10 protein-coding genes are annotated in these 19205 nt (G+C 39.6%); 3 read left to right on the forward strand and 7 right to left on the reverse strand.

Features of this window, described 5'->3' with window-relative positions; translation table 11 throughout:
• The 3 genes from FHR29_RS09465 to FHR29_RS09475 are packed head-to-tail and all read left to right on the forward strand — an operon-like array spanning position 1 to position 6245.
• Positions 1 to 3351, forward strand: coding sequence for a TonB-dependent receptor (locus FHR29_RS09465; RefSeq protein ID WP_183914118.1), 3351 nt, complete (start codon positions 1 to 3; stop codon positions 3349 to 3351).
• Positions 3352 to 3362: 11 nt separating this feature from the next.
• A complete protein-coding gene (locus tag FHR29_RS09470; protein WP_183914120.1) occupies positions 3363 to 4745 on the forward strand; it encodes a RagB/SusD family nutrient uptake outer membrane protein in 1383 nt (460 codons plus the stop codon).
• Positions 4746 to 4772: 27 nt separating this feature from the next.
• Complete coding sequence (locus FHR29_RS09475) at positions 4773 to 6245, forward strand: TlpA disulfide reductase family protein (RefSeq protein ID WP_183914122.1); 1473 nt, start codon at positions 4773 to 4775, stop codon at positions 6243 to 6245.
• A gap of 266 nt (positions 6246 to 6511) precedes the next feature.
• Here FHR29_RS09475 and FHR29_RS09480 read toward each other — a convergent pair whose 3' ends face one another.
• The 7 genes from FHR29_RS09480 to FHR29_RS09510 form a co-directional block, all read right to left on the reverse strand.
• Positions 6512 to 9460: a pitrilysin family protein gene (locus tag FHR29_RS09480; RefSeq protein ID WP_183914124.1), complete on the reverse strand. Its 2949-nt coding sequence runs from the start codon at positions 9458 to 9460 to the stop codon at positions 6512 to 6514.
• 7 nt (positions 9461 to 9467) lie between these two features.
• The gene (locus tag FHR29_RS09485; protein WP_183914126.1) at positions 9468 to 10604 is read right to left on the reverse strand and encodes an AhpC/TSA family protein; all 1137 of its coding nucleotides are present in this window, start codon (positions 10602 to 10604) and stop codon (positions 9468 to 9470) included.
• A 36-nt stretch (positions 10605 to 10640) separates the two neighbouring features.
• Positions 10641 to 11783 carry a TlpA disulfide reductase family protein gene (locus tag FHR29_RS09490; RefSeq protein ID WP_183914128.1) on the reverse strand — a complete coding sequence of 381 codons (1143 nt, stop codon included), beginning with the start codon at positions 11781 to 11783 and terminating at the stop codon, positions 10641 to 10643.
• 35 nt (positions 11784 to 11818) lie between these two features.
• A complete protein-coding gene (locus FHR29_RS09495) occupies positions 11819 to 13255 on the reverse strand; it encodes a RagB/SusD family nutrient uptake outer membrane protein (RefSeq protein ID WP_183914131.1) in 1437 nt (478 codons plus the stop codon).
• A gap of 16 nt (positions 13256 to 13271) precedes the next feature.
• The gene (locus tag FHR29_RS09500) at positions 13272 to 16907 is read right to left on the reverse strand and encodes a SusC/RagA family TonB-linked outer membrane protein (protein ID WP_183914140.1); all 3636 of its coding nucleotides are present in this window, start codon (positions 16905 to 16907) and stop codon (positions 13272 to 13274) included.
• A gap of 237 nt (positions 16908 to 17144) precedes the next feature.
• Positions 17145 to 18275, reverse strand: coding sequence for a FecR family protein (locus FHR29_RS09505; RefSeq protein WP_183914142.1), 1131 nt, complete (start codon positions 18273 to 18275; stop codon positions 17145 to 17147).
• 123 nt (positions 18276 to 18398) lie between these two features.
• Positions 18399 to 18992 carry an RNA polymerase sigma factor gene (locus tag FHR29_RS09510; RefSeq protein WP_183914144.1) on the reverse strand — a complete coding sequence of 198 codons (594 nt, stop codon included), beginning with the start codon at positions 18990 to 18992 and terminating at the stop codon, positions 18399 to 18401.
• Between the last annotated feature and the right edge of the window lie 213 nt (positions 18993 to 19205).

Here is a 19205-nt window from a genome sequence, read left to right on the forward strand (position 1 = left end):
ATGAACAAAACAGTACCTAAATTTAAAAAAGAATCCAGATTGGCACTGCTTCTGGTTTGTCTCAGCACAGTGCATGTGCAGAGTTTTGCCTATTCACAAACTGAAAAAATTGATGTATCCATAAAGTCTGGCAAACTGGAAGACGTGTTTCAGACAATAAATGAAAACAGTAAATACAAAATGTTCTTCAGCAAGGCTATACTTCCCAATTCAACAGTAAATATTATAGCTGACAAAATCAGTATCAAGGACGTGCTCTCAAAATCTCTTTCAGGAAGTAATCTGACCTGGGAACTGCTGGATAATAATATAATAGCCATAAAAGAAAAGAAACAAAGTCAGCTACATTTGGCCGGACAAGTACTTAATGAAAATGGCTCTCCGTTAGCAGGTGTGTCCGTGATAATAAAAGATTGGCAAAAAGAGGCATACCGGAATATACAGACAAGTACAGCTACTGATGTGAATGGACAGTGGGGATTGAGGATACCCAATGAAGATATCACCATCATATTTTCTTTCATGGGTTACCAGAAGGTGGAGGTCTCAGCCAAACAGCTTCTTGCAAACACTACTCCTATCCGGTTGAAGCCTGAAGAAGGCAGTTTAGAAGAAGTTGTCGTGATCGGATATGGAACAACAACACGTCGATTAAATACGGGATCCGTAGCTTCGATAACAGCTAAAGATATTGCATCTCAACCTGTAAGCAATCCTCTGGCTGCATTAGCCGGTAGAATGTCAGGTGTACTGATTGCCCAAAATAACGGTGTACCAGGAAGTGCGGTACAGATACAGATCAGAAACCAGGCTTCATTAAGCGGAACGACCTCAGGATCAATTCCTTTGTACGTTATTGACGGGGTGCCTTTCACTAATTTTAACGGCGGCCAACCTGCAACCGACAATCTAAACTCTTTTGGTATTTCTGGATCTTCTGGTGGTCTTAGTCCGTTTAGTATGATTAATCCTTCTGACATTGAACGTATAGATGTACTCAAGGATGCCGATGCAACAGCAATTTATGGTAGCCGTGGTGCCAATGGTGTGGTATTGATTACGACAAAAAAAGGATCATCGGGCCGCACCCGCATCGGTGTTAATTTTAACACCGGATTTACGGAAGTTAATCGATTTATCCCGATGATGGATCTGGATGAATACCTGACCCTGAGAAAGGAAGCTTTTGCCAATGATGGTACGGTACCAACAGCAACAAATGCTCCAGATCTTTTGTTGTGGGACCAGAATAAATCTACAGACTGGCAAAAAATGCTGATCGGTAATAAAGGTCATATTACCGATATGCAAGCGAATATGTCCGGTGGAAATGAGTCTACACGCTTTTTCTTTAACTCAGGATACAGACGTGAAAGCACGGTATTCTATGGCGACAGTAAAAATAGCAGGTTTACCTCTCGTCTAAATCTGGATCATACATCTGCAGACAAGAAGTTTAATGCGGCATTATCTGTAAGTTATGCCAATGACAATTCGGATATGCCATCTTCGGATATTACTTCCATGTACAACCTACCTCCCAACTATCCTATTTATGATGACAACGGAAGATTTTATTGGCTACCCTCATCAGCAGGTATCAATAATCCTATTGCTGTGCTCAACAGAAAATACATAGGAACTACGAATAACCTCATTTCAAATGCCAATTTGAGCTATAAGATTATCCCGGGACTGACTGTTAAAACAAATTTCGGATATACCATAACACAGCTCAACCAGAATAATCAGACACCGATTTCATCCCTAAATAACACCCTCACGAATCCGTTGGGATCTTCTGCTTTTTCCAATACAAAAGCTGAAAACTGGATTATCGAACCAACATTAGATTACGTCAAAAATATAGGTCAGGGCAAACTAACAGCATTGATCGGTACGAGTTTTCAGCAGAATTCCTCCCGTTCGCAAACAACTAATGGCTCCAACTACAGCAATGATGCTCTTTTAGGATCGCTTAGTGCAGCGGGAACTTTCACAGCGAACAATAATCTTGTTTATTATAAATATAATGCTGTATTTGGAAAAGTGAATTACGAATGGAATGAGAAGTATTTATTTAACGGAACATTCAGAAGAGATGGTTCTTCACGTTTTGGTCCAAAAAACAGATTTGGAAATTTTGGTGCAATCGGCCTAGGCTGGGTATTCGGAAAAGAAGATTTTGTGCAGGACAAGCTGCCTTTTCTCAGTTTTGGTAAACTGAGAGCTAGTTATGGTACGACCGGGAACGATCAGATATCAAACTATATGTATCTGCCGCTCTACTCCTCTGCTACGGCCTATCTAAATAATCCTTCGATGAACATTGGGACGCTACCTAATGAATATATCAAATGGGAAACGACCAAAAAGATGGAATTTGCACTGGATCTTGGCTTCTTGAGAGACCGTATCTTATTCACCGGTAACTATTTTAGAAATCGTTCAGGCGACCAGATAACCGACGTTATCCTAAGTACTCAGGTTGGGTATAACAGTTATAAGGCTAATCTTCCCGCACTTATTCAAAATACAGGACTGGAACTTGAATTGAATACCACCAATATTGCTACGGAAAATTTTACATGGAAAACATCGACCAACTTCACATTCTATAAAAATAAATTAGTGGAATTTCCGGGAATTGAAAATACATTCTATGCCAGCAGTTTTCTCGTTGGAGAGCCACTCAATCTAATCCGTCTTTATCATTATCAGGGTGTTGATGAAACAACTGGCAGAGCGACTTATGAAGACCGTAATGGTGATGGGGTTATCAATGCAGATGATCGTTATGTTGCTGACTTGGGAATACCATTTTATGGTGGATTTAACAATACTTTTTCATACAAGGGATTTGATCTGGGTGTATTTTTCCAGTTTAACCATCGATTTGGAGTAACCAAAATTTTAAATACAAGACCTGGAGCAATGGTTAACCAAAATGAATACTGGCTTGGAAGATGGTCTCCATCAAACCCAAATACAGATATTCCTGGTGCGATCATACCGTCATCACCGACTTCCACACCTGCAGGGGCTGCTTTAAACAATTCATACAATCTATTCAGTAGCTCTGATGCTGTTTACGGGGATGCATCTTATATTAAATTGAGATCTATAAATCTTTCCTATAACCTACCAAAAAACTGGACTTCACGATTGAAAATGTCCAATTGCAGTGTATTTATACAGGGTCAGAATCTATTTACTTGGGCAAAAAATAAATATGTACTCGATACGGAAACTACTGTTCAGGGCGGTCCATCTGGTTTAGGTACAGGAACTATCGCACAAGTGCTACCTCCACTGCGCACAATTGTCTTTGGATTTAACTGTCAATTTTAAAACGTACAACAATGAAATTTAACAATAAAATCATCATATCGCTTATCCTAACCAATGGGGCACTTTTATTTAGTTCTTGCGAAAAATTTGTGGATCTTGGTGCTCCACCTACTCAGGTTATCACTGGAGATGCATTTGCATCTGATGCATCGGCGAACAGTGTGATCCGTGGATTGTATAGCACAGTATTAAATATTAACTTGTCTGGCACGACGACATTTTTTACTGGAATAGCGGCAGACGATCTTCAATATAATGCGACAGATGCCGGTATAACAGAGTTTGCAAGTAATAATATCTTAAATACAAATAATAATGTGGCTAACCTGTGGTATAATGGTTATCAATTAATCAAAAATACCAATAATGCCATCTCAGGCTTGGATGCATCCAATTCCCTCACGCCAACGATAAAAGATCAGCTGATAGGTGAGGCTAAATTTTTTCGAGCTTATGCTTATTTCTATCTTGTGAATCTATATGGTGATGTGCCTTTACAATTACGGGATGACCTCTATGCATTTGAAGATGCTTCTCTACCAAGGGTGGGTAAACAGCAGGTCTATGATCAGATCGTCAGTGACCTCAAAGATGCAGAGAGTAAAATGCAGACCAACTATGATGCAACTGCCAGTCCAAGAGGACGGGCAAATAAAGCTGCCGCCAGCGCCTTATTAGCCAGAGTATATTTGTATCAAAAAGACTATCAAAATGCCGAATTGTATGCGACCAAAGTATTGCAGTCTTCTGATTATGGTATGCCTGCTCCAGACAAAAACTTCCAAAACACCAGTAGCGAAGTTATCCTTCAACTGGGAAATCTGACTGGTGTCACAACTTTCGGAGCAAACTACATTACCGCAGCGACTGCTGTCCCTGGTTATACGCTTCCCGATGCAGTATACAACAGTTTCGAGTCATCGTCCACAACGGATTTAAGAAAAATGAACTGGACAAGTCTTAAAACCATTTCAGGTAAGAACTACTATGCCATCACTAAGTATAAAGTAGCTTCTGGAACAGGTGCAGAATATCATATCATACTACGTTTGGCTGAACAATATCTTATACGTGCTGAAGCCAGAAGCAGACTCAATAACCTACGCGGTGCACGCGCTGATATTGATGCTGTACGCAGTCGTGCCGGATTAACAGGTATCAATAACGGCAGCAACCAAACACAGTTATTGACCGCGATAGAAACTGAGCGTCTGCATGAATTTTTTGGAGAGTATGGTCATCGCTGGCTTGATCTTAAACGTACTGAACGTGCTAACGAGGTTCTTTCGCCTGTTAAATCAAATTGGCAACCTACAGATGTGCTTTTTCCAATTCCTCAGGCTCAAATTCTGATCAATACTAAGCTGACACAAAATCCTGGATACGAAAACTAAATTATTATCTAAACTGATTATTAAAAAATGAAAACAACAATCTTAACCATTGCCTTGACTTTTGCCCTAGCTAATGTAATGGCACAAAAGGCATCAGGAGACAAATTTCAAAAATATCTCCCTATAATAGAAAAAGGCAGCATAGCTCAAAAAGATTCGCTTACAAATGTACTTTTGACCGAAATTAAGAGCTATAAAACAGAGCAAGAGTTCCGTACAACAATCAATATCCTAAGGTCATTGGGAAAGGAACAGCAACAGGTTTCGGTAGAAGCTATTGCGAAAAAAAAATATCCTAAGGGATCACTGACCCGCGATGCTTTTATTACCAATGTTTTTTATAACGCATCTACTGTCCAGGAGAAAGAAAAAGCTTATAATGACCTGAACAAAAAGTGGCCGTCCAAAAACTTCAGCGAAGAGCTTTTGACCTATGATTATGTTTTAGCCAATTTAGCGCAGGGATTTGCAAATGATGGAAATGCCCCTAAAGCTATCCATTACCTTGGCGAAATGAAAGAAAAATTTTGGCGTGGCAATGGATATCTACCCGTAGGCCAGATTTTATTATCGGCAGGAGATACAGTCACCGCAGCACCGATCCTAAAAACTGCGATGGATGACAGTTATTATTACCTAAGCCTGCCTGAGGAAGAGAAAGACAATAAAGCAAGATTCGCTTCTATGGGTTATGCCAGCTCTATGTCTGCTTATGTCAATATCTTAGTAGCTCAAAAAAAATATAACGATGCACTTGGTTACATAGAAAATGCATTAAAATCAGCTCCTGAGCAAGCTGACGGACTAGCAACGGTTTACTACAAATCGTTGATGGGAACCGGACGAAAACTTGAGGCATACAATATCTTGACGAAATTATATACTAAAGGACAATTTGCCGTTGAGAATGATCTTAAAAAGCTTTATTTGGAATTGAACGGATCGGCTCAGGGTTACGAAAATTTCAATGCATCATTAAAAGAAACTTTAACACAGAACATACGTGACCATATTAAGGAAATGGAAACCTTCAAACCTGCTCCAAATTTTGAGTTGCTCAATTTAAGAGGTGAACAGGTATCGTTGGCCAGTTTAAAAGGAAAAGTTGTCGTTCTTGATTTCTGGGCTACTTGGTGTCAGCCTTGTGTACGTTCATTCCCGGGTATGAAAGCGGCTCAGGAATCATATGCAAATGATAAAGATGTTCAATTCTTGTTTATGAATACTTGGGAACGCGACAAAAATTATAAAGAAAATGTGTTGTCTTTTATAACAAAAAACAATTACCCTTTTGAAGTTCTTTATGATGATCAAAAAGATCCTCAAACTGGTGAAGTAATGGCTGCTAAATTCGGTGTGAAAGGTATTCCTGCTAAATTTATTATCGATAAGGAAGGAAATATACGATATTTCTTAACTGGATCTACGCCGAACGTAGACTATATAAAATTAGAAATGAAAGAATTGATCGAAGCTGCAAAGAAGCCCTATAAGGGATAAAAAATACTGGACTTAAAATTGATATAGCAAGCAAAATCTTTACCACAAAATGGTGCGGTTATGCAGGGTTTAATATTAAAAATAATTACAATTTTCATTTTTATAAGAAAAGCCAGCTTTTTAAATAAAAGCTGGCTTTTCTAAATCTTAAAGATGCGGCTAAAAGCAGTTTACCAATAAATAACTGAACTCATTATTTTTTATTTAAATACTTTGTGAAACTCCTCTACAATTAGCAACTGAAATTAACTTTTAAAAACACAATGTTAGTATCCAAATATTTCGCTAAGGCTAAGCTCTTTAATATCGCCTAAGTTTGATAAATTACTATCTTTTAAATCTTTCTTATCACCTAAAATACAATAGATATAGGGTTTACGACTAATTTTATTCTCATGGAAATCCTTAAGATCATTGTAAGTAAGCTTAGGAATTTCCTCAAAAATTGCTCTCCTGGGATCTTCTGACAGACCGCGATGCTGTGCTTCTAAATAGCTTGAAAGAATGCTAGTTCCTGTGATGCGCTCACTTGCTAATGATTTCAATAGATTTTCACGAACAGATTCTACCCCTACCTTTGATTCGGGCAAATCAGTTAGGAGTTCATTCATTCCGTTGACAGCATCTTTAAACTTATCGGATTGCGTTCCAATATATGCTCCCACCATTTCATGATTTTCCTTCTTTTGAGGCTGCCTATAATAAGCATAGGTTGTATAGGCCAAAGCTTTGGATTCGCGAAGTGTTTGAAAAACAATACTACCTATTCCTGCACCAAAGTATCCATTAAAGAAGGCTACTGTAGGCATTAGCTGGCGATTAAATATACCAGTGTTTCGGACCCAAAATACCTCGGTCTGCTTCATCGGGTAATGCGCAAACAGAACCTTATTATCAATGGTTGGTTTTTCCTCGAATTTTACCCCTTTAGCCATTTTATAGTATGCATTACTGTCATTTTTTAATGGTTTTAAATTTCTCATCAATTCGCTGACAGATTGGGGGCCATAGTATAAAATACGAGGTTTGACATGAGCTAGATTGTGCAATACAGCAACGAGGTCTTCTGCTTTTAGCGCATCGAGTTCCAGATCAGTTAACGTGAAATTAAATGGGTTTTTTGCGCCATATTGCGCGTAAGCCTTCAATCCTTGCATAATAGCTCCCTTATCTTCCTTTTCATTAGCACGCATTTTTTTGATCCGTTCAATGTAAGACTTAAAGGCAACTTCATCGGCAACACATTGGTGAAGCAGGTCATGTAATAAATCAACGGATGCCTCAAAATTGCTGTTCAACCCAGAAATACTAATCATACTTTCTTCATTGCCGGAAGAAGCATTAAAGTCAGACGCAAGTTTATAAAATTCCTGACTAAATTTTTCGCTGCTCTTATCTTTTGTCCCTAAAAATTCAAGATAACCGATGCCAAGATCCAACAGTTTGTTGTCCCATTGACCAATATCAAACTGGTAGGTCAAGTTAAAAAGCTCGTTCTCTTGATTACGCACGGCTAAAACATCAAGATCCAGCAACTTGAATTTTGACAGGTCTTGATTAAAATCAATCCAATGAGGTTGTATAGGCTGCTCAGCTATTGCGCTAATCTGTTTAAAAAAGACAGATTCAGCAAGTCGGTTAACAGTCACTGGCGTAATGGCAGGCTTGACTACCCTGACCACGCCTGTATCAATACCCTGTCTTTTATAAACAGCAACATAATTTCTATCGGAAAGATACTTATTTGCAAAATGGACAATATCCTCTTTCGTTATCGTTGACAATAGATGTGTGTAATCCAGTTCTTTTGCCCAATCGAGTTCTGAAGTAAAATTGGATAATAAATCAAAGGCTACACTAGGATTGTTTCCTAATTTTCTGATCTCGGATTTTTTCTCATTGTTGACAATCGAAGTAAGCAAATCTTCAGAAAAATCACCATTCCGTAACTTATAGATTTCACTTAATAACAGTTTTTTTACTTCATCCAAAGTCTGTCCTTCTACTGGACTACCTTGTAGCGTAAGGATCGAATAATCCTTTAGAATTTGGGGATATGCTTCAGCACTTAATAGTTTCTGTGATTTCACCAGATTGATATCCATCAGGCCAGCAGCATTATTTGACAGCATATTAGCCACAAGATTTAGCATTTGTGCATCAGGGCTCGCTGCTCCCGGAAAACGAAATCCCATCGTCAGGTATTCAGCTGACGGACCTATAACTGTTCTGGAAACTGGATGAATAATAGGCTTTTCTTGTTCGAAAATATATTCAGGAACGGGTTTGGAAACCATATAACCGAAAGCTTGATCAATACGTTTGATCACTGCCTCAGGATCAAAATCACCGGACATAATAATCGCCATATTATTGGGCACATAATAGGTTTGATAATATTGCTGTATTGCTTTTAATGATGGGTTTTTAAGATGTTCTACCGAACCCAAAACGGTTTGTTTTCCATAATTATTATTAGGAAAAATTGCTTCAAACATAGCCTCCGTCACTTTTCTATCGTCTTTATCCAAGTTGATATTCTTCTCTTCATAGACCGATTCCAGTTCAGTATGGAATAACCGTAGGACCGGATTCCGAAAACGCTCCGCCTGTACGCTTAGGTATTTGTCAATAACATTATTGGGAATATCTTCCACATACACGGTCTGCTCAAAAGAAGTAAAAGCATTGCTTCCTTTTGCTCCCATATTACTCATGAGTTTATCGTATTCATTGGGTATGGCAAATTTCGAAGCTTCCCCTGAAACCAGATCAATCTGCTTATAGATAGCTCTGCGAGCTGCTGTATCCGTTGTATGATTATACTTTTCATAAAGCGCATAGATCTGAGCCAGCAAGGGCTCTTCTTTACTCCAATCCAGGCTGCCAAACCTGTCCGTACCTTTGAAAAGCATATGCTCCAGATAATGTGCCAAACCGGTATGCTCTTTGGGATCGGTTTTACTTCCGGCTTTTGTTGCGATATAGGTCTGAATACGTGGTTGTTTGATATTTTTACTGAGAATGACCGTTAATCCATTTTTTAATGTATAAAAACGCGCCCCGGTAGGATCGTTACTTACATACCTGTAACTATAACCATCGGATGAGTCTGTTTTCCATTGATAACGGGATTGCGCCTGTAGGCAATTAGCTAATAATACGAAAGCACTTGCGAGTAAAACTTTCTTGCAAATATTGAATTTAATTCTCATCACGTTGCTATTTAATAATTTTGTTCAATTCCTTTTCAATGTCCTCGCCACGCAGATCTTTTGCGATAATAACTCCTTCCGGATTGATCAGGAAATTACGTGGTATGGCCATAACCCCATATTTTAGGGCCGCATCATTTTTATACCCTTTTAAATCGCTCAACTGAACCCAGGACATTTTGTCTTCTTTAATCGCTTTTAACCAATGCTCTTTCTTACTATCTATCGAAACCGCAACAACTTCGAAATTTTTGTCTTTATACTTTTGATAAATTTCATTAATGAATGGCATTTCAGAGCGGCAAGGTCCGCACCAGCTGGCCCAAAAGTCAAGCAATACGTACTTGCCTTGGAATGAAGAAAAGGAAACAGGTTGCCCTTTGTCATTGTCCATAACAAAATCAATAGCATGGTTTCCGATGTCAACAGTTTTTTGGGCATTTAACTGTTCTTGAAGAGCCTTCGCCAATGACAAACTACGGACACCTGTGCTCAATTTATTGAAACGTTCTTCAAACTTTGGATTTTCAACCCCCATTTGATTGCTGACGATAAGGAGACTGGCAAAAGAATTTGGGTGCGTATCAAGGAAGTTGAGCTCAGCGTCTTCTATCGCTTTAGCCATGCTGCTATATTTTGGTCCGAGTTCTTTGTTGGCCTCCGAGTGACCAGCAGCAGCATTTTCCATCATCTGTTTTGAAATCAAATCTGCTTTTTGCTGAAGCGGCTTTACAATATCCGATAAAACCAAATAATCGGTCTGGACAGGACCACCGGTAATACGGGCTTGCTTGATATTGGGTCCGGTAACATGGAATTCAGCATTTTGAAGCATAAATTCCTGTTGATCCAGTTTATGATAATTTTTCCAGTCTAGCGGATCCAGCTCCTTTCCGACGGCGGTCATATGCAATTTAGCACTTAACATATCGCTGGCAAGTATACCTTTCAATATAAATTTGCCATTTTTGACATAGGTCGAATCTACGATAAACTCTTTAAGGCCATTCGGATTCATATAGCGCAAAAAGACTTTATGCCCTTCGTGATTGCCCGACAATTTTCCTTTAATAGTGTAAACGTCCTGAGCGCTACCATAGAGCCCAATTAGGCTCATTATGGTAAATAATACAATCTTTATCATGTGTTTTTTTATTTGTAGTGTTAAATGCTGAATACATTATTTTACATCCAGGACCTCAGCAAGTCTTTTATCCAGTTCTTCTCCCTTTAGCTCTTTGTCAATAATAACCCCATCGGGATCGATCAAAAAGTTTTGTGGAATACCCGTAATACCGTAAAGAATCGCTGCCTGATTTTTAAGACCTTTTAAATCACTTAACTGTATCCAGGGGATTCCATCTTGTTTGATCGCTTTAAGCCACGCTTCTTTTTTACTATCCATGGAGACTGCAACGATTTCAAAATTTTTACTTTTATATTTTTCGTATACTTTGATCATATGGGGGTGAAGATCCCGGCAGGGACTGCACCAGCTGGCCCAAAAATCAAGCAATACATACTTACCTTTGAAAGACGATAATGAGACGGGTTGTCCCTGTGTACTATTTAAAGTAAAGTCTAATGCCCTGTTGCCAGCAGCAACAATTTGGATTGCTTTCCGTGTGGAAACCATTTTTTTTCCAAGGTCTGAATTTTGAACGCCTAGGCTTAGTGCATTAAATTGAGATTCAAAATCCGGATGATCAATACCACCTTTCATTGCAATTAAATAGAGGCTCACAAAGGAATCGGGGTGGCTGATTCTAAAGTTATTTTCTATCTGTTCTATTTCGGCAGCAATTGGCTTCATTTGTGGCCGAAGTGCCTCCGCAGCCTTCTCCTGCCCGCTTCTACTGAGTTTTAAAGACTGCTGAGAGAGTAACTGCATTCTTTCTTTCCAGGGTTTTAATTGTTCATTGAGCAAGTTAAAATCCGTTTGTACTTTACCACCTGTTATATGGGCTTGTTTGATCGTTGGGCCTGATAATTGAAAGCTGTCGTTTTCGAGCATAATATATTGCAGGTCTCTTTCATAATATTTCCAATATTCAGAAAGATCTACATTTTCATTGGGCGCACTCAGAATCAATATGGCCTGTTCTACATCTTTAAATAGCTTGCCTTCAAATTTGAACGCGCCGTTTTTGACATACGTGGAGTCTTTTATCGGGTCTTTCAACCCTTCTGGATTAGGATACTGTAAGAGCACTTTTTTCCCGTCATGATGGCCAGAAAGTTGGCCTTGTATGGAGAAAGATTGCTGCGCATTGGCGCAAAGCGCGGCCAGGCTAGCTAATGTAGCGATTGTAATTTTTATCATTTTTTAATTATTTAAATGAAACTTATATCTTTTTTTTAAGGGTTGTTTTCCATCCCGGGGTTTTGATCCATTACCTTTTGTGGGAAACGCAATACGAAACGTTCGGGTTTAAGTGTAAATGTACCGGCGACAGCCCCTGTCGCTGCATAAAGTGTGTGGGTATAAGTTGTTGCCTTGAATAAGGGATCGACTGACAGTCTCCTCATATCAAACCATCGGTATCCACTCAGGGCAAACTCCCGTATACGTTCTTCCAATATAAAGTTGAGCAGTGCAAGCTGTTGCCCTGCAATTGCTTCCGGAACAAATGCATTGGCCGATGGCATTCTGTTTTTTCGCAGCTGTTCTACATCAGCCTTTGCGCCCGTCAAATCGCCTAATCTCGCTTTACATTCGGCCCGTAACAAGTACAGGTCAGAGAGCAAGATTCCATACTGCAAGGATGTCGGCCCCATTTTGCGAAGCAATCCAGCGGGATATTCCGGCCCATAGTAGGCATTCCTTGAATAAAATTTAAGTCGTAAATCAGTGCTTTCAAAAAGGTTCACAGTCTTTTTGTCAATCACAAACTCATTATAGAAGAAGGTCCAAAAATTACTGGACTGTTTATTATAAACGCACTCTCTATTGTTTACAGCGCTGGGATAAGATGGTCCATAAGATCCAATCGGCAAAAATTCACCTCCGGGAGCCAAGGTTTTATTGTAGTCATATAATGCTAAAGGAATGGCCGAATTTGCTGCTGCCAATAGTGAAGCATCAAAATGAGGCAAAGCTAATTCGGGTTTACCCATAAAAAGATAGACCTTGCCAAGCAAGCCTTCGGCCGCCGCTTTCGACATGCGCATGGAATGAATTGTCTTTGCCGGCAAATCAGGTATCGCCCTATTTAAATCATTAATTATAAACTCGTAGACCTCTTTAACACTGGCCCGTGTAAATTTATTCTCTGTGACATCGGCTTTGGTCAAAATTGGAAACCCGAGATCTGTACCAGCCGTATTTGCATCATACGGTTTACCAAAATAATTCACTAACAGAAAATAAGTCCAAGCCCTTCCGGCCATAGCTTCGGCAGTAATGGACCGCTTCTGCTCTGCAGTGCCATCAGTGGCTGTCGGCAGTTCTTGTATGATCTTATTGAAGGTGTAGATATTTTTCATCGGCATGTCCATCTCGGTAGCATGCTCCGAAGCTTCATAAATAATGGCGTCCCAACGAAATAGGCGCTGTGTTTTTAGACTAGCTCCATCGAAATAAGGCTGAACAGCCGCTATTTCATCACTCATGGCCACCTGGGAATTGGTACTGATATTAACCATATCAAGATTGTTCAGCAGTAGGTTATAATCTGAAACTTTCTGCGCTATCAGGCGTCCTTTTGGTGTGACTTCCAAAAAATCCTTTTTACAGGAGCAAGCAAAACTTATAACAGCCGCTAGAACTACCCCTATTTTAAATCTATTTGTCATTGTCATCTGCTTTACATTAAAATTTTACATTTACTCCAAATGAAAGAGTACCCTGATTAAATAACATACTGCGTATACCAGTTGTGGCGTCAATAAATTCAGGATCAATATCCTCTTTATTGGCCTTCCAGAGCATCAGGTTTGATAGCTGCATACGTAATGTAATTTGCTCGGTATGCAATTTATTCATCAAGGATGCCGGCAAGCTATACCCCAGCGTAATATCCCTCAATTTGATATAAGACGCACTGACGGCATTGACATCAGCGTAGGTGTAATATTGAATATCGCGACGGCTATAGCTCAGCGATGAATTGGAAACATAGGATGGAATATCGGTATTCAATTCGTCTCCGGGCTGCTTCCATCGCTTGGCAAAGTCACTATGCAGGTTTCCGGTTGTTAACCCATCTCTAAGGACATTACCGTGATACAGCCGGTCGGTATAGACGGTGTTTACATCACTGCGCATCACATGCCCCAAGTTAAAAATTGCATTGGCACTTAAAGTCAGTCTTTTATAGTTAAAAACATTGGCCATTCCACCGCTCCAGATGGGTTGATAGGTGCCCTTGAAAATCACATCTGATGCCTTGGCCGCATTGGGTGTTTTGGTCACGGAACCATCCGCAAGACGTATCTGTGGATCTCCCAGTTCATCCAATTCGACAAAATTATAGGAAAAGAGAGCAAAAGCCGGAAATCCTTCCAGGTAATTTTGCCAAATACGGTCCATACCTGAGTTGACCGGTGACTCGACGTTTAGTTTTGTGATCTTATTTTTATTGTAGGCAACATTAAACACAGTGCTCCACTTAAAGTCGCCTTTTTTGATATTTAGGGTATTTAAACTCAGCTCAACTCCTCTATTTTGCATGTCCCCAAGATTTCCGATGATGGTCGAATAACCGCTAAAAGCATTTGTTGGAAAAACACCTAGCATATCCGTTGTCTTTTTCTGATAAAGGTCAATTGTACCGCTGACACGGTTGTCAAATAGCCCAAAATCAATCCCCAGATTTAGATTCTTTGTGCTTTCCCAAGTAAGTTTTGAATTGGCTGGTGTACCGATAACAACGCCTGTCCCACCCGGTAAATTACCATTTTGAACGGCATTTAAGATATCCTGAGAAGCCGCGATACCGGGGTCGGGTGAGTTACCGGTCAATCCATAGGTAGCCCGAAGGGCTAAATTATCCAACCATTTTGTCCCAGCCATAAAGTTTTCGGAACTTATGATCCATTTCCCACCTATACTCCAGACAGGTCTGTTCTGAGCGGATTTATCAAGCCCAAATAGATTACTTCTATCTATACGAAAACTACTGTTTAATGCGTACTTACGAATGTAATTGTACGCAACATTAGCATAATAGGAAACAAACCTGGTCAGGAACTCGGTCCGTATAAAGTTATCGTTGCTCAATAGACTTTGGTTCCCACGATTTGGCATGACAGGATTTGCGAGGCCTTTTACACCAAGTGTCGCATAGTCAATAGCGCCATAAGTTTGTAAGAGCTCGTTGTATCCTCTGACCGTGCTGCCATTGTAATTAACCAATAGTTCTTGTGCTTCATGCCCTATTAATGCACTTAGTTGATGCATGTCCTCATTCCAGTCCTTGTTATAGCTTAATTGATTCCTAACCGTCCAACTCTGACTATTTTGATTATTGATACTATATTTTCCACCATTGTTGGGTAGGTAATAGACGGGGGTAGATTCTACCGTCGGCGCTACTGTAAATTGCACAAGCTCGTTCCGTACCAGGTAACTTCGGATATCATCGTAGAACTCGGTTTTTTTTGTTCCTTTTGTATAGCCATAGGTACCTTCGAGTTTTAATCCATCCCAGAGCTTTATACTTAGGCCAAGGACATTTCGGCTCAGGAAATTATTGCTTTCAGTATGACCATAATTGGCTTCATCCAAAGGATTGTAATCCAAACTAATTCTGCTGCGTGCTTCAAAATCCTTCCGTACTTCTTCACTGACTTCACCCATATAGGGTATGGACAGATTTCTCCCGACCCCGTCCCGGAGCAATTGGTAAGGATAGAAATTCGGTGTAATCTGAACATTCCTCTTTGCACTGTTAACACCATAGGTAAGGTCATTAATGAGATTCAGCTGGATAAACTTACCGACCTGTAGATCTTGACGAAGATTGAGTTTATAGGTATTATTCTTCTCACCGGGCTGGCTACTGACCAAATTTGTGTAGGCTCCAGAACCATACGCTGAATAAGCTTTTCCACCTTTCGAAAACGACAGTGTATGATTCATTAAGGATGCATTTCTGTAAGCCAGATCCCTGATCTGCTTTCTATTATCTATTGCGACAAGGCTATCCAGGCGCTCTTTTGCCGTAGCAGAACTAATCAGTCCCCGGGCTAGATCATATTGAATCTGCTGATGAGGTGCAACACCGCTACCACCAGATACATATGGAAATACACTTTCCCAAGGATAGATCTCCGCATCAAATGTTTCATTTGCTGCCTGAATAAATTCTTTACTATTGAGGGTTTTAAAATAATTCAGATCTGGTCTACCTTGGAAATTGACAAATGCATCATAGCTTATCCTTAGTTTATCGTCATTGGTTCCTTTTTTTGTCGTGATGACGATAACACCATTGGAAGCCCTTGCTCCCCAGATGGAGGCGGCTGTCGCATCCTTGAGCACCGTAATATCAGCGACATCTTGTGGATTGATACTGGATACATCATCAATAGGGATTCCATCAACCACAAACAGCGGATTTCTATTGGTACCGACATATCCATTGCCTTCCGAACTACGCACACCAATCGTTGACAGTCCACGAACAAGAAATGGATTTTGTGAAGCATTAGGTGCATTATTGACTGTAAGCCCCGCAATTAATCCATCAAGACGCTGCAATATATTCATGCTGCCAGTTCGATTTTCCAGGATGGTCATATTGGGCTTGGCATAGGATCCGGCACTGCGCTCTTTGGAAATCGTTTGATAACCGGTATTGATCACTTGAACTTCCTGCAATTTACCTATAGCTTTCTGCATCTTGATCTGTCCGATATTAGAAGATACCTTTATCTGTTTTGGTTCGAAACCCACATAGGAAATCAATAAAGTCCCTTTTTCATCAACGTCTTTGAGCGTAAACTCACCATCCCCATTTGTTCTGGTTGATTGGATGCTCCCCAAGACAGAAATTGATGCATCAGGTAGCGGTTTACCATTTTCATCCACCACTTTTCCAGTAACATCAATAGGATTATTTGCGTCAAAAACAAGATCATTGATTTGGCCTGAAGCTTCTGTTTTACCAGTTTTGTTACCGTCCGGAGAGACGATTTTCGAATTAGAATCCTGTGTACTTGTAATCACGACCGATTTATCCTCAATAGAAAAACTGAGATTTCGCCCTTTAACAATGGACTGCAAAGCCCGTACTAAGCCAACATTTTTCAGATCTACACTAATAGATTGGTGTTGTCGCAAAATATCCTTGTCAAGCAAAAAATCATAGCCTGTCTGCTGTCGCATCTGCTTCACGAGATGTTCCAAAGTAGCGTTTCGTCCCATTATCGTGACACGTTGTGCATACGTAGCCCCATAGGTATGCATGAGTAGACATGTCATGATAAATAAAACTAATTTCATAATTAATAAAAATTTAGGTAGTGACCGCTCATGGTGAAAAGTACCCAATAGCGCATTTTTTTTCATACTTTTGTTTTGGTTAGATGGTTCATAAACTGATTTGTTTGGTTTGTCTTTAAATTGGCATTTTCAGCTACTGCAGCATTTTTCCGTATTACCGCGAGGTGGTAGGACACCTTGCGGTTTTTCTGAATTTTCTGCAGCAAATGCGTTCTTACTGATCTCATACGGACCAAGCTACTCTGTTACAATAATTGTCCTTTCTTTTATTTTAAATTTTACCTTATTGGTTCGCTCAATTTGTCGAAGTGTTGTTATCAAGTCATTCGACCTGGAGACAAAGCCCCATAGTTTTAACTCTCTTGGTGTATTTTCTGTAAATTGAACTTCCATATTATACCAACGGCCTAAGGATAACATCACCTCGTAAAGTTCCCCGTCAATTTTAAAATATCCGTTCTTCCAGGCAAGTATATCTTCGGTATCTTGCTCGTGGACGTCTATATCACCGCGCCGATTAACAGCCTGCTCACCCGGCTTGATCAACTGCTCGCCCTTCGTAGTCACCACATTAACCCTCCCCTCGACAAGGGTGGTCCTGACAAGTCCCTTCGATTCTGAATATGCATTGATATTAAAATGGGTACCAAGAACGCGTACCTGCTGTGATGTTGTAGTAACAATAAATGGTTTATCACGTTTACTTACTTCAAAGTACCCCTCTCCTAGTAATCTAACAATGCGTTTTTCACTATTTACCAGATCGGAATCAAACGTCAAACTAGATCCTGCATTAAGCCAAACTTTAGAACCGTCCGGTAGAACGACCTGGTACATTTCACCATTTCTTGTCGTAATCGTATTTTTGATAACTTCCCTTGCATCTCCAATGAAACTGTTTTGACTGTAAACAACCACTCCCTGCGCATTCTTAGAAATTGTCATGCCTTGTTTAGTCAAGAGTTCTCCAACTTTAGCGTTGGAAAGATCTATAGTAGAACCATCTGACAAGGTCAAAGTTGCCCCGGTATGACCTGCTTTAATTGCCGGGCCTGCATAAGTGTCTATGGTATACACTTGTTGTTTTTCATACAGTTTGTAAATTCCGATACTCCCCACAATTATTAAGATCGCTGCGGCATAAGCAAGCCACCTCCGTATTGGCAGAACTTTAACATGATGCTTTGATTGATGATCTATTGCATTCCACATTTCCGACTTTATGCGTATAAAATCCTCAGGGGAATCAATAGACGGTTCCTCGACGCGGTTGAAAGCATACCATTCCTCAACAACACGGGTTTCTTTGCGTGTTGCCTGACCAGAAAGATATTTATTTACAAGCTGTGCTCCAAGTTCCTTGTCCATAAGTCGAAATCGAGGTTTATAATCATTAACTAGTATAATACAGTTGGAAAAAGCTTTGGGAGTAGAAGAATTGAAAAAAAATAAAAATTCTTAAAAAAGAATAACTTGATGGTCTATATTGGTTTAGTTGCTTCGGAGAAAAATCAACAGCATGATGCCAAGAGAATTATAATGGGCAAGTCTAACCTTTAATATCTTTAGCGCATTTTGCACTTGCTTTTTCACTGTGGATTCACTTAAATTCAGCCTTTCCGCAATTTCACGGTGGGACAAATCTTCCAATCTACTCAATTCAAATACTTCTCGCATCTTGGCCGGAAGTTTGGATATTTCACTTGTTATCAACAGCATAAGATCCTTTTCGTCTAGTTTTTCAAGTGTTTCATCACTAACCTGTAGGCTATATTTCCCTATTTCAGCCAGATAGTCACTTTTAGTTTTTCCTTTTTGGATGTAGTTAAGGACACGATTGCGCGATGCAACGTAAAGATATGACGAGATCCCGACGTTATCTCTGATGAGATCCGACTTTTCCCAAATTGAGGTAAAGAGATCTTGTACAAGATCTTTGGCGGCATTCTCATCCCGGAGCATCTGGTTGACCTTGTAATAGATCATCATGCTGTATCTATCGTAAATTTCGGCAAAAGCATTCCGATCTCTTTGTTTAAGCAAAGAAACAAGATTACTATCCGTCAAAACTTTATACTTGTTCATTTTATTTGTACGGCTGCATTAAAAAACACAACTCAATAATCATAGGAAATGTCAAAATTTATTTATCTACTACAATAGTAGGAAAATAATATAAAATAAGATTGCATTTTGAAATTTTATTGTACAGCTAGATGAGGCTGTGAAGATAAATAAAATGAACCAAAGTGATGCCACACAAATTTATAAATCTCAAAAAAACACTTTATCCTATCT

The organism is Sphingobacterium sp. JUb56 (assembly GCF_014191365.1).
Taxonomy (GTDB): Bacteria; Bacteroidota; Bacteroidia; order Sphingobacteriales; family Sphingobacteriaceae; genus Sphingobacterium; species Sphingobacterium anhuiense.

Excerpts from the sequence above, each read along its gene's own strand:
- FHR29_RS09500 (WP_183914140.1), bottom strand. The coding sequence starts at position 16,907 with ATGAAATTAGTTTTATTTATCATGACATGTCTACTCATGCATACCTAT.
- FHR29_RS09475 (WP_183914122.1), top strand. The coding sequence starts at position 4,773 with ATGAAAACAACAATCTTAACCATTGCCTTGACTTTTGCCCTAGCTAAT.
- FHR29_RS09465 (WP_183914118.1), top strand. The coding sequence starts at position 1 with ATGAACAAAACAGTACCTAAATTTAAAAAAGAATCCAGATTGGCACTG.
- FHR29_RS09470 (WP_183914120.1), top strand. The coding sequence starts at position 3,363 with ATGAAATTTAACAATAAAATCATCATATCGCTTATCCTAACCAATGGG.
- FHR29_RS09510 (WP_183914144.1), bottom strand. The coding sequence starts at position 18,992 with ATGAACAAGTATAAAGTTTTGACGGATAGTAATCTTGTTTCTTTGCTT.
- FHR29_RS09480 (WP_183914124.1), bottom strand. The coding sequence starts at position 9,460 with ATGAGAATTAAATTCAATATTTGCAAGAAAGTTTTACTCGCAAGTGCT.
- FHR29_RS09495 (WP_183914131.1), bottom strand. The coding sequence starts at position 13,255 with ATGACAAATAGATTTAAAATAGGGGTAGTTCTAGCGGCTGTTATAAGT.
- FHR29_RS09485 (WP_183914126.1), bottom strand. The coding sequence starts at position 10,604 with ATGATAAAGATTGTATTATTTACCATAATGAGCCTAATTGGGCTCTAT.
- FHR29_RS09490 (WP_183914128.1), bottom strand. The coding sequence starts at position 11,783 with ATGATAAAAATTACAATCGCTACATTAGCTAGCCTGGCCGCGCTTTGC.
- FHR29_RS09505 (WP_183914142.1), bottom strand. The coding sequence starts at position 18,275 with ATGGACAAGGAACTTGGAGCACAGCTTGTAAATAAATATCTTTCTGGT.